This window comes from Streptomyces sp. NPDC001093 (assembly GCF_040298985.1).
Classification (GTDB): domain Bacteria; phylum Actinomycetota; class Actinomycetes; order Streptomycetales; family Streptomycetaceae; genus Streptomyces.
In genome coordinates, this window is sequence record NZ_JBEPBF010000210.1 from 1 (window position 1) to 11,016 (window position 11,016).

Consider the following 11,016-nt stretch of genomic DNA (forward strand, 5'->3'; position numbering starts at 1 on the left):
TGAGTTGCCTACGTGTCACACCCAGCGTCCTACCAGATCCCGCCCCCGCACGGGACCAGAACCCGAGATTGATCACGACCTCACACAGGCCCTAGAGCGCGTGTTCTCGTGTGGTCGGCGGCTCGTCAGCGGAAGGCGAAGTGCTCGGCGTGGAGATGCTGGCGGGGGACGCCCTGGCGGTGGAGGGCGCGGGTGAGGTTTTCGATCATTGAGGCGGGGCCGCAGAGGAAGACGTGCGTGTCGGGGGTGATCGGTCCGGCCTCGGCCTGGATTCTTTCGGCGGTCAGACGGCCGTGGCTGCGGCTGAACGTCGGGTGGAGCCGGAACTCGGGGCGGTGTGCTGCCGCTGCGGTGAGTTCCGAGAGGAACGGTGCGTCTTCGGCGGTGGCGGCGCAGTAGAAGAGGTCGGTTTGGGCCGGCCCCGCACCGGGGTGGGTGAGCCAGCCGAGGAAGGGCGCGATACCGATGCCGCCCGCGATCCATATCTGCCGGGGTCCGCCGAGGGTGTGGTCGAACATGCCGTAAGGACCCTTGAGGGTTGCGGGGTGTCCTTCGCTCACGTCCGTGTAGAGGCCGCGTGTACCGCGGCCCAGGGCCCGGATGGTGAGGCGTACCGAGCCGTCGTCCTGCGTTCCTGCGACGCTGAAGGGGTGTTCGTGCCAGCCGCCGACCCGCAGGTAGACGAACTGGCCTCCGGTCACGGGAAGCGCCGTCTTGCCGGTGGGCGTGAGGGTGAGGTCGAGGATGTCGGGTGTCGGCCGCTCGACGCGGTGGATGGTGTAGTCCGCCCGGGGTTCCCTGTGCCGTAGCACCAGTTCGTCGTAGGCGTAGGCGGTCATGCCGATGGTGGACATGGTGACGTAGATCGCCAGGAGGGGCGTGGATCCGTTGATGATGAGATCGAGGAACCAGCCGTGCACCAGCGCCGACAGGAGCAGCAGGCCGGTGAGGCGGTGCAGGAACAGCCAGCGCTCGTAGGGCAGTCGGAGGATGCGGCCGACCTGGCCGAGTGAGATGAGGACGAGCAGCAGCAGGCCGATGGCGGAGACGGCGCCGAGGAGATGGCCCATCCCTACCGACGCGGTCCGGTGGGCGTAGCCGTACTGGCTCCCGTCGAAACCGGAGAAGAAATGGAGGAGCAGGTGGGGGGTGAGCAGGAGCATGGACCATACGGCGTACAGCTTGTGCTGACGGTACATGCGGTCCAGGCCGCCGAACCACTGCTCCAACCACATCAGGCGGGTGGCCAGCACCAGGGTGCAGGACATCAGGTAGGCGGACAGGACGCCGGCGAACTCGCCGACGAAATAGACAGCGCTGAGGCCGTCGGGCCTGAGCCAGTCCCAGGCCAGGTAGAGCATGACCGCTCCGGTCGCGACCAACAGGGGTCCGACGTGGCGCTTCTTCAGGCGCGCGTCCAAGGGAGCGCGCGCGATTCGGACAGCGTAGATCGCTATCACGATCAGGACGGGCATCGTCTACCCCTCGGGGGTCGGCACTGTGGACGAAGGGGCGCTGGTGAAGTCGGGCGGACCGTTCGGTCGCGGCTTGAGCGCCATCAGGCCCAGGTGGCTGCGGTTCCTGCCACTCTAATACTGGCTACAGTGTAGCCGTTTATCTGCTTTCAGGGCGACTGCTGGCGCTGCCCATCCGTGGAGGCGTGGACTCGATCGGCAGCGCTTCAGGCGAACAAGGCCGCGAGGTATGAGGCGACAAGCACCGCGCACACGGCGGCGGGCACGAGTTTGGCAACCGGGTCGCCCTGGCGCAGGTGCACGACCACAGCTCCGGCGAGCAGCAGGAGAAGCCCGGCCCCCGCGAGGCCGCCGAGCGGCGGCACGGCGAGGCCGAGCACCACGCCGGCGACTCCTGCCAGTTGCAGCACGCCGATGCGGCGGTAAGCGGCTACGGAGAAGCCGGTCTCAGCGGCCAGCTCGCGTGCCTTCGGCAATGCGAGTGTGTTGAGCACTCCGCTTGCCCCGAAGATCAGGGCGATGAGGCAGGCGAGGGTGATAGTCAGGATCATGAGGTACTTCCAGGGTGTCGGCGTCGTGGCGGCGTCACGAGGCTGTTATGGGATGGGTCGGGCGCGGTCGAGTTGCCGCCAGGCGCATCGCTCGGCGACCAGACGGGCGATTTGGTCGATCAGGTCGGGGCTTGTCGACGACCGTCCACTCCTGCGCGCAGCATGCCCCGCCCCCGGCCCGGAGCCGGGGAGTTCCTCCTGCTCGCCGGCCGTGACGTCGACTCCGCCCCGCAGATCGCGCTCGGGATGCTGCTCCAGGGCGTCGCGCAACAGCCGTCCAGCGCGGGCTGGCTGATGACGATGCGCTCGGAGAAGTCGACGACCTCGGCGTCCGGCCGGTGCGGCGTCATCGTGATGACGTGCGCCCCACGCAGCAGGGTGCGGCTCATGCAGGGGGGTAGGTGTGGCTCGGCTGGGACATGGTGCGGGTCATTGCCTGCGGCGTCATAGCCTGCACGGCCGCTTGTGTGGTGGTGAGGAAATCCCGAGTGGCGATGTGCCCGATGTAGCCGTCGGGACGGATCAGCAGCAGTGTGTCGCCAGTCAGGCCGTAGGCACTGCGCAGCGTGTTCTTGGGGTCGGAGAAGGCGCGGCCGTCGCCCGCGGCCGGTCCGACGGTCAGCCGCTTCAGCTGGGCGCCCGTCGTCGGCCAGTCGAGGAGTTCGAGGTCCCGGGCGGCGCCGGGGCCGTAGGCGATGGCGGTGAAGTGCGGTCCCTGGAAGAGGTTGAACAGGCGGGTCTCGGCGCCGTCGGCGCCGAGCAGTTGGGCGTCCGGGGCGCGGTCGCCCACGTGCAGCGTGCTGGTGTCGCTACTGTCGCCGTCAGCGGGGGCGAGCGGGCCGCCGTAGTAGGTCAGGGAGAGCTGCTGCTCGTCCTTGCCGCGCTTCATGCTGGAGGGGTCGAGCTTGGCGATGCCGCCCCACTTCTCCGTGGACAATCCCAGGACCCCGGCGGCGATCGGCTGCCGCTCGGCCTCGTAGGTCTCCAGCAGGGCCGGGTCGGCGCCGGCGAGGACCTGGCCGAGCTTCCAGCCGAGGTTGTAGCCGTCCTGCATACCGGTGTTCAGACCCTGGGCACCGGCCGGGGTGTGGACGTGCGCAGCGTCGCCGACGAGGAAGACACGTCCGCGGCCGTAGTGCTTCGCAAGACGGATGTTGGGCCGGAACACGGACTTCCAGTGGATCTCGTGCAGCTGGATGTGCCGGTTGCGGGTGTGGGAGTGGATCCGGTCGATGATGGCGCCGATCTCCTGGGGCGGCGTCTCGTCGGGCGTGAGCCGGACCATCCACTGGAACATGTCGCTGTGGGGCAGCGGGCAGGCGCCGATGAGCTTGCCGCCGAGGCCGGGCCACATGTGCCACCGGTTGCGGGCCAGGCCACTTACGGAGGCATCCACGATGAGCACGCGGTCGGATTCGTCCGTCGTCCCCACGAAACCGATGTCGAGCTGCTTGCGCACCGCACTGGAGCCGCCGTCGGCCCCCACGGCATAGCGGGCGACGACCTCCTCGACCCCGTCCGCGCCCACCACCTTGGCGACCACCGTATCCTCGTCCTGCGTCAGCTCGGTCAGTTCCTTGCCGAACTCGACCTCGCGGCCGAGCTCACCGAGCCGGGCGTGCAGGGCGCGGTCCGTGCGGAACTGCGGGATCAGCCAGGTGTTCGGGTACGGGACGTCGGGGGTTGCCTCTTTGTGGGGGAACATCTTCCACGGCACACCGATGGGTCCTGCATGGAGCCCGAGCTTGGGATAGATGTCGCCGCCGGCCAGCACGTCGTCGAGAGCGCCGAGGTCTTCGAGGACTTCGAGGCTGCGGGGCTGGATGCCCTTGGCACGCGAGCCGTCGAAAGCGTGGGGGGACCTGTCGACGATCCGGACGTCGAGTCCACGGCGTACGAGGTCGATCGCCAAGGCGGAGCCCGAGGGGCCGGCACCGATGATCAGTACGTCGATGGCCTGCGGGTTGCTCATGAGTCGAGCCTTTCGGTGCGTGCGGACACGAACGGGACGAGCTGATCGGCGACGTCGCGAGGCCGTTCGTAGGGGGCCATATGCCCGCATTTGTTAATTACGTGATGTTTCTGGGGCTTCAGCAGAGCGCGCGCTGTGTCGAACTGCGTCAGCGGCGTGACGTCGTCCTCGTCGCCCCACAGCAGCAGCGTCGGAATGCCCAGGGCCCCCGTCCGCCGGAAGGGGTCGTCACGGCCGGTGAAAGGCAGGTGCTGCAGCGTGTCGAAGACCGCGTACAGCGAGCCCTCGAAGCGGAAGGCGTCGAGGACCATCTCGGTCAGTTTCGCGCCGAGTTCGGGGTCGCGGACGTTGTGCCCCAGGTGCCCTTGAAGTATCTGTCGGCCGCGCCGCCGGGCAATGAGGCCGGCCAGCCAGTCGTTGCACAGCAGTCGGTGGGGGGAGGTCAGCTGAGGTTTCGCAAGACCGGCGGGTCCGACGATGGTGAGCGTGGACAGCGATGAGCGGTACTGGGCGGCGTACGTCATGCTGACCAGCGCGCCCATGGAGGTGCCGACCAGGTGCAGGGGCCGCGCCGTCAGGCCGAGCCGGTCCGTCAGCTCGGCCAGCTGCCGGGCGAACAGCGTCTCGTCGTAACGCGCCTGTACCCGGTCGGAGTAGCCGCGGCCGTAGGCGCTGCAGGTCAGCGTGCGCAGCCCGCGGGCGTGCAGTTCGCTGACGAGGCCGTCCCAGTAGAACAGCGGGATGGTCAGACCGCCCGCCATCAGGACCACTTCTCCGTCCTCGGGCCCCGTCAACTCGTAGTGGGTGACGCCGTCGGACAGCTCGATGAAACTGCCGCGCAGCGCCTTGCGCGAGTCGGCGGTGAGCTTGCGGTCCTCGCCCGGGGCGACGAAGTACTTCATGGAACGGGCCTCCTTGCCCTCAGTTCGCGGGGGTGTCGGCGCAGGAGCCGAGGAACTTGGCGATCGCGTCCGCGACCCACTGCGGTTCCTCCTCCGGCAGCAGATGTCCGCCGTGGGGGTGGACGAGCTCCTGGGCGCCGGGGATGTCGCGGGCGAAGTGCTGGCCGTCGATGCTCGCGCTGCGCAGCACCAGCGTGGGCACCGTGATGCGGGGGAGCTGCGCGCTGCGGTCCGGCTGGTCGGTGTTGCAGAAGTCGACGAAGGCTGAGCGGTTACCGGGGCGGCTCATGAGCTGATAGGCGCGGTCCACCATGGCGTCGTCCACGATCTGCGAATACGGCCCGACGCTCTCGCGCAGGTTGCGCTCGATGGCTCCGCGCGGCATCACCCGCCTCAGCAGGGGCCGCACCAGCGGGTTGCGGGTCAGGCGCATCCCCGCGGGCACCGTCTTCTCCGGGTAGCCGGTGGCATTGACCAGTACCAGGCCGGTCAGCCGCTCCGGATGATCCAGCGCGACGTTCCAGGCGATGTTGCCTCCCAGGGAATTGCCGGCCAACGCGTAGCGCGGCACGCCCAGCGCCTCCAGGAAGCCCGCCACCGTCGCGGCGTACGCCGGGATGCGGTAGTCGCGGTCCTTGCGCGGGCCCGTCAGTCCGAACGCCGGCAGGTCGAGACGGATGACGTCGAACGACTCCGACAGGAGGTCCGTGGCGCGGTCGAAGTGCTGGAGGGATGAGGCGCTGCCGTGCAGCAGTACGAGTGCCGGGCCGTGCCCGGCGCGCTTGTAGTGGATCCGCAGGCCGTCCACCTCGACGAACCGGGAGTCGGGTTGGGGCCCAGACCAGGTACTCATAATGGATACACTGTTACCGATAAGGTGGTCGTGTCAAGCGGAAGCCGTTGTCGAGGGCGCGGCGCTCTGCCTCGGCCGACTCCTGCGCGACAGCCCTGAACGCGACGACGCCGAAGTGGCCGACCAGGTCGCCGAGGATCTGCTGCGGATGTTCGGCCTTCCCGGCAACGAGGCCCACGAGATCTGCCGGCAGCCACTGCCCGACCTGGAGACCGCGGCCGACCGGCAAGGCGCCACCGCTTGAAGCCGAGAACCGCGACCACCCGAACGAAAGGTGTGCAGTACATGACACTCCGACGCGTTCTCAGCGGCCTGGGCGCCGCAGCAACCATCGGCGCTGCCGCGGCGATCAGCACACGTCGCCGCGCTCTGGCGGCAGTCCCCCGCGAGCTGCGGCACCCAGTGCTCTTCCTCCCGCTGAACTTCGGCAACCCGGTCACTCTGGCCATCGCCCGCCGCCTCGTGCCCTTGGCGGGAGCCGCCTCCAGGCCCGGCGTCCGCATCGAGCGGCGCACGCTGCCGGCCACGACCGACGACCTCCCCGTCGAGGTGCTCACCTACCAGGCATCAGGCCAAGCGCCGCGCGCAGCGCTGCTCTGGATCCACGGCGGAGGAACCGTCATGGGTGCCGCTCGGCAGGAGAACACCTGGTGCAGCCGCGTTGCCGACGAACTCGGCGCTCTGGTCGTCAGCGTCGACTACCGCCTCGCACCCGAAAATCCGTACCCCGCAGCTCTGGACGACTGCTTCGCTGCGCTTCGCTGGCTTCACGCCAGTGCCGCCGCCCTCGGCATCGATCCCGCCCGCATCGCCGTCGGCGGCGAAAGCGCCGGAGGCGGACTCGCCGCCGCCGTAGTCCAGCGCGCCCACGATTCAGGAGTGCCGGTCCGGTTCCAACTCCTCCTCTACCCCATGCTCGACGACCGCACGGCTCTACGCGTCGACCCTCCCAACAGCGCCATCTATACGTGGACCCCGGACTCCAACCGCTTCGCCTGGACCTCCTACCTCGGCCGCCCGCCACAGGACCACGACGATCGCCCCTACATTGCGGCGGCAAGGCGTAGGAACCTCGACGGGCTGCCGCCCGCGTGGATCGGTGTGGGCGACATCGACCTGTTCCACGACGAAGACGTTGACTACGCCCGACGCCTGAGCGAGGCCGGCGTCGCCTGCGAGCTGCGGCTCGAATCAGGCATGTACCACGGTGCTGATGCCTTGCTCGACGGCAAAGCACCTTCAATGACCGCTTTCCGCACTGCCGCCCTCGCCGCTCTGCGAACTGCCCTGGCAAAGCCCTGACCGCCCCGGACATGCCGAACCAGCCTCGGCGACCAGGCCAGCTCGGTCAGTCGCGAGCAGGAAGGCCACGGCCAACGCCTTCTCGGCACCCGTGCGCTCGAACACGCGCGCCGTCGAACCAGTCATCGCATGCCGCTCGAAGCTGATCTTCAACGAACAGCAGGAGAGAGGCTGCCGGTCCTGCCCGCGCTGGTACAGGCAGCTGCCCGCCGGCTGAACGAGGCCAAGGAGCGGCTGGAGGCATTGGAGGCAGCTGACCTGGGATCCACCATCACGGTGCTCGGCGAGAGCTTCACCCTGCCCCGGTCTGCCGAGCGAGCCGGCGGCAAACCTTCAACGGTCGTTGACGCCACAGGAGCGAGGCGCGACTTCCGAACGGAGGAGAAGCTGGCCTTCTACGGCTGGGCGACTGTGGAGATCCTCCGGCACACCAGGATGCGCATCGAAGAGCTCAGGGAACTCGGCCACCACAGCATCATCAGCTACAAGCTGCCGACCACCGGAGAGGTGATCCCGCTCCTGCAGATCGCGCCGTCCAAGACGGACCAAGAGCGCCTCCTGCTGGTCAGCCCTGAGCTCGCCGACGTTCTCAGCGCCGTGATCAGCCGTGTTCGCGGGCATGACGGCAGGGTGCCGAGCATCCCGTCCTATGACCTGCACGAGAAAGTCTGGAACCCACCCATGCCGCTGCTCTACCAGCGGCCCGTAGGCGGCGAGAACAGGACGATCTCCATCACCACGATCCGCCAGTCACTCAACACGCTGCTGGCGGATACCGGCATCGCCGACGCCCACGGACAGCTGTTGACCTTCCAGCCGCACGACTTCCGCAGGATCTTCATCACCGACGCCATCCTCAACGGCTTGCCGCCGCATATCGCCCAGGTTATTGCTGGTCACGACCACATTGGAACCACGATGGGGTATGCCGCGATCTACCCGGAAGATGCCATCGAGGCTCACCGAGCCTTCATCGCCCGGCGCCGCGGTCTACGACCCGCCGGGGAATACCGGGCGGTGACCGACGAGGAGTGGCAGGAGTTCCTCGGGCACTTCGAGCGGCGCAAGCTGGCCCTGGGGCAGTGCGGCCGAGCATACGGAAGTAGCTGTGTCCACGAGCACGCCTGTGTGCGATGCCCGGTACTGATCGTGGGGCCGGACGAACGGCCCCGTCTGGAAGAGATCCGCGAGAACCTCCACGCCAGGATCACCGAAGCCGAACGAGAAGGATGGCTGGGCGACGTCGAGCAACTGACCGTCAGCCTCACCGCAACCCACGACAAGATCAGCCAGATTGACGCCAGCGAGAGGCGGAAGAGCTCGCCGGTATTCGTCGGCATGCCTACGATCAAGCAACTAGCGGTCCGGGAAGCCCAAAACCTGAACAAGACGGACTAAGAACTCGTAACAAAAGCAGACTTTCCTCTAAAGGGCCTTCGCAGGGCACGAATCAGTGCGGCACGTAATCCGGCTGCGCGGTCCGGGCCGCCGCCCGCCACTTGCCCGGCGACACGCCGTGCCGACGGCGGAACGCGGTGGAGAACGCGTACTCGTTGCGATAGCCGACCTTGGCGGCGATCTGGGCGAGCGTCACGTCGGAGCGTGCGAGGGCGTCTTCGGCGCGCTGCATGCGTACGCCGGTCACGTAGCTGCCGGGCGAGTCTCCGGTGACCTCGCGGAACCGTAAAGAGAAGGCGGCGCGGGACATCCCGGCCAGGTCGGCCATGGCTGGGACGGTCCACTCGCCGGCCGGTTCGGCGTGCACGTGCTCCAGGACCCGTCGCAGGCCCGGCTGGGACAGTGCCCGGTACCAGCCGGGTGCTGCCTCCCCCGCCCGTGCCCACCAGGAGCGGAGGGCGAAGATCAGGTTGACGTCGAGGAGGCGGTCCAGCAGGACCTGCTGTCCAGGGGCGTCCTGTTTGATCAGGTCGGCCAGCAAGGCCACGGCCGCCGCATGGGCGCTTTCCTGGTCGGTCGCCGGTACGACGACGGCGCGCGGCAGGGCGCGGAGCAGGGATGCGGCGAAGCTGCCGTCGAGGATGTAGGCGCCGCACAGGATGAGTGCCGCGTCGCCCTGCCTGGTGTCGGTTCCGCCCAGCCGGGCGTCGGCGATCGGCTCGGCGGTGACGTCCGGGTCGCTGACCAGGGCGTACGGCGCGCCCGAAGACATCAGCACGACGTCCCGCTCCCCTAGCCGGAGCGGTTCCCGGCCGGGCTCCTCGAGCCAGCCGGTGCCCTCGATCAGCACGTGGGCGGTGAGCGGCCGGCGCCCGCTGAACCGCACGCCCCAGGGCCGGACCCGGCGCAGCACGGAGAAGACCGCGCCGCGGGCGCGCGCCTGCGCGAGCTGGTCGGTCAGCACGTCCATACCCGAATCCTAGACGAACACGAATGAATGTCAGCTGATCGAACATTCTCCGTCCACGGTCACGTTCGTATCGTGGAGGACATGGCACCGTTCCTGATCCTCGGCGGCACCGGCAAGGTCGGCCGCCGCCTCACCCACTCGCTCACCCACGCCGGGCACGATCCGCGTCCGGCCAGCCGGAACTCGGCGACCCGCTTCGACTGGCAGGACGACTCCACCTGGCCGGCGGCGTTGGCCGGCACGGAGGGGGTGTTCGTCATCGGCCCCGGATCGGCGACGGACTGGAGTCCGCGTCTGACCGGCCTGCTGGAGGCGGCCCACGCTGCCGGGGTGCGGCGCGCGGTCCTGTTGTCGGCGCGCGGCGTGGAGTTCCTGCCCGACGGAGCCGTCGCCAGGGCGGAGCAGGCCCTGCGCAAAGGGCCGCTGCCATGGACGATCCTGCGACCGTCGCACTTCGCCCAGAACTTCACCGAGGCGATGTTCGCCCCGCGCGGCGGGCTGATCAGCGCGCCGGTCGGCATGGGCGCCGAACCGTTCATCGACGTCGCCGACATCGCGGACGTGGCGGCCGCTGTCCTCCCGGGCGGCTTCGAGGGCGAGACCCTGGCGCTGTCCGGCCCCGAGGCAGCCGACTTCGTCCAGGCGGCGCAGATCCTCACCGAAGCGTCGGGCACCCTGGTCCGGTTCGCAGACCAGTCCGACGCCGACCACGTGGCCCAGCTGCGCGCGGCGGGCACACCCGAGGGCTACATCGAGTGGCGCATGGCAATGCTCGGCGGTATCCGCCGGGGCGAGGACGCCTACCTGAGCGACGGCGTGAAGCACATTCTAGGCCGGAGCCCGATCGGGCTGCGGGAGTGGGCGGCGCGTGAGGTGCCAGGCTCGGATTGGGCCATGGCTGTGCGGGGTGGCGACCAAACCGGCTAAGACTCCTAAGGAAGGTGGGTTCGGAGTCGTCGCCAGCAGATGATGGCGCAGCCCAGGGTGAGGAAGGCCTGGTGGATGTCGTCGCGGATCTCCCAGCGGGTGCGTAGGCGGCGGAACCAGTGCAGCAGCGCGAACGCGGCTTCGACGACCCAGCGGTGGACGCCCAGGCCGGAGCCCTGTTCGGTGCCGCGTCGTGCGATGACCGGGGTGATGCCCAGCTCGCGGACCAGGCGGCGGTACTTGTCGTGGTCGTAGCCGCGGTCGGCGTATACCCGGTCAGGTCGCTGCCGGGGCCGACCCCGCGTGCCGCGCACCGGCGGGACGGCCTGCAGCAGCGGGATCAGCTGGGTGACGTCGTTGCGGTTGCCGCCGGTCGTGATCGCGGCCAGCGGGATGCCGTGACCTTCGACGATCAGGTGGTGTTTGCTGCCGGTCTTGCCCCGGTCCACCGGGGACCGGCCGGTGGCCAGCCCGCCCTTCATCGCCCGCAGGTGGCTGGAGTCGACCGCGGCGCGGGAGAAGTCCAGCGCTCCGCCGAGGATGTCGCGGGTCTGGATGACGGTCTGCTGCTGGCCGCCCGGCGATCTTGTCGTCCATGTCGCCGGATCCGGTCCGCACTGCGTCGGAGCTGCGGCCGCCGTTTCAGCGGGCGACTGCGGCCGCCGC

General features: G+C 69.0%; 12 protein-coding genes. 4 read left to right on the forward strand and 8 right to left on the reverse strand.

Annotation, left to right across the window (positions count from 1 at the left end):
* Positions 1-125: 125 nt before the first annotated feature.
* From ABT288_RS47505 to ABT288_RS47530, 6 genes are all read right to left on the reverse strand, one after another.
* Positions 126-1,475, reverse strand: coding sequence for a ferredoxin reductase family protein (locus ABT288_RS47505; protein ID WP_351622626.1), 1,350 nt, complete (start codon positions 1,473-1,475; stop codon positions 126-128).
* 206 nt (positions 1,476-1,681) lie between these two features.
* Complete coding sequence (locus tag ABT288_RS47510; protein ID WP_037653034.1) at positions 1,682-2,026, reverse strand: DoxX family protein; 345 nt, start codon at positions 2,024-2,026, stop codon at positions 1,682-1,684.
* Between the two features lie 119 nt (positions 2,027-2,145).
* Positions 2,146-2,415: a hypothetical protein gene (locus ABT288_RS47515; protein ID WP_351622630.1), complete on the reverse strand. Its 270-nt coding sequence runs from the start codon at positions 2,413-2,415 to the stop codon at positions 2,146-2,148.
* Entirely contained in the window at positions 2,412-3,998 is a 1,587-nt protein-coding gene (locus tag ABT288_RS47520) for an FAD-dependent oxidoreductase (protein ID WP_351622633.1), read from the reverse strand. The genes ABT288_RS47515 and ABT288_RS47520 overlap by 4 nt, the downstream gene beginning before the upstream one ends.
* Complete coding sequence (locus ABT288_RS47525) at positions 3,995-4,900, reverse strand: alpha/beta fold hydrolase (protein ID WP_351622636.1); 906 nt, start codon at positions 4,898-4,900, stop codon at positions 3,995-3,997. The genes ABT288_RS47520 and ABT288_RS47525 overlap by 4 nt, the downstream gene beginning before the upstream one ends.
* Positions 4,901-4,919: 19 nt before the next feature.
* On the reverse strand, positions 4,920-5,753 hold the full coding sequence (locus ABT288_RS47530; RefSeq protein WP_351622639.1) for an alpha/beta fold hydrolase: 834 nt from the start codon (positions 5,751-5,753) through the stop codon (positions 4,920-4,922).
* 1 nt (position 5,754) lies between these two features.
* Here ABT288_RS47530 and ABT288_RS47535 point away from each other — a divergent pair, with 1 nt between their 5' ends.
* The 3 genes from ABT288_RS47535 to ABT288_RS47545 all read left to right on the forward strand — a co-directional run bounded on the left by ABT288_RS47535 (position 5,755) and on the right by ABT288_RS47545 (position 8,453).
* Positions 5,755-5,997: a hypothetical protein gene (locus tag ABT288_RS47535; RefSeq protein WP_351622642.1), complete on the forward strand. Its 243-nt coding sequence runs from the start codon at positions 5,755-5,757 to the stop codon at positions 5,995-5,997.
* The gene (locus tag ABT288_RS47540; RefSeq protein WP_351622644.1) at positions 5,994-7,055 is read left to right on the forward strand and encodes an alpha/beta hydrolase; all 1,062 of its coding nucleotides are present in this window, start codon (positions 5,994-5,996) and stop codon (positions 7,053-7,055) included. Before ABT288_RS47535 ends, ABT288_RS47540 begins: the two co-directional genes overlap by 4 nt.
* Before the next feature lie 129 nt (positions 7,056-7,184).
* A complete protein-coding gene (locus ABT288_RS47545) occupies positions 7,185-8,453 on the forward strand; it encodes a tyrosine-type recombinase/integrase (RefSeq protein WP_351622648.1) in 1,269 nt (422 codons plus the stop codon).
* A 52-nt stretch (positions 8,454-8,505) separates the two neighbouring features.
* Here the strand turns inward: ABT288_RS47545 and ABT288_RS47550 are convergent, their stop codons facing one another.
* On the reverse strand, positions 8,506-9,423 hold the full coding sequence (locus ABT288_RS47550) for an AraC family transcriptional regulator (protein ID WP_351622651.1): 918 nt from the start codon (positions 9,421-9,423) through the stop codon (positions 8,506-8,508).
* 81 nt (positions 9,424-9,504) lie between these two features.
* Here ABT288_RS47550 and ABT288_RS47555 point away from each other — a divergent pair, with 81 nt between their 5' ends.
* A complete protein-coding gene (locus tag ABT288_RS47555) occupies positions 9,505-10,350 on the forward strand; it encodes an NAD(P)H-binding protein (RefSeq protein ID WP_351622654.1) in 846 nt (281 codons plus the stop codon).
* A 5-nt stretch (positions 10,351-10,355) separates the two neighbouring features.
* Here the strand turns inward: ABT288_RS47555 and ABT288_RS47560 are convergent.
* A partial coding sequence (locus tag ABT288_RS47560) for an IS5 family transposase (RefSeq protein WP_351622657.1) occupies positions 10,356-11,016 on the reverse strand: 661 nt, incomplete at its 5' end.

Excerpts from the sequence above, each read along its gene's own strand:
- ABT288_RS47505 (WP_351622626.1), bottom strand. The coding sequence starts at position 1,475 with ATGCCCGTCCTGATCGTGATAGCGATCTACGCTGTCCGAATCGCGCGC.
- ABT288_RS47510 (WP_037653034.1), bottom strand. The coding sequence starts at position 2,026 with ATGATCCTGACTATCACCCTCGCCTGCCTCATCGCCCTGATCTTCGGG.
- ABT288_RS47515 (WP_351622630.1), bottom strand. The coding sequence starts at position 2,415 with ATGAGCCGCACCCTGCTGCGTGGGGCGCACGTCATCACGATGACGCCG.
- ABT288_RS47520 (WP_351622633.1), bottom strand. The coding sequence starts at position 3,998 with ATGAGCAACCCGCAGGCCATCGACGTACTGATCATCGGTGCCGGCCCC.
- ABT288_RS47525 (WP_351622636.1), bottom strand. The coding sequence starts at position 4,900 with ATGAAGTACTTCGTCGCCCCGGGCGAGGACCGCAAGCTCACCGCCGAC.
- ABT288_RS47530 (WP_351622639.1), bottom strand. The coding sequence starts at position 5,753 with ATGAGTACCTGGTCTGGGCCCCAACCCGACTCCCGGTTCGTCGAGGTG.
- ABT288_RS47535 (WP_351622642.1), top strand. The coding sequence starts at position 5,755 with ATGGATACACTGTTACCGATAAGGTGGTCGTGTCAAGCGGAAGCCGTT.
- ABT288_RS47545 (WP_351622648.1), top strand. The coding sequence starts at position 7,185 with ATGCCGCTCGAAGCTGATCTTCAACGAACAGCAGGAGAGAGGCTGCCG.
- ABT288_RS47550 (WP_351622651.1), bottom strand. The coding sequence starts at position 9,423 with ATGGACGTGCTGACCGACCAGCTCGCGCAGGCGCGCGCCCGCGGCGCG.
- ABT288_RS47555 (WP_351622654.1), top strand. The coding sequence starts at position 9,505 with ATGGCACCGTTCCTGATCCTCGGCGGCACCGGCAAGGTCGGCCGCCGC.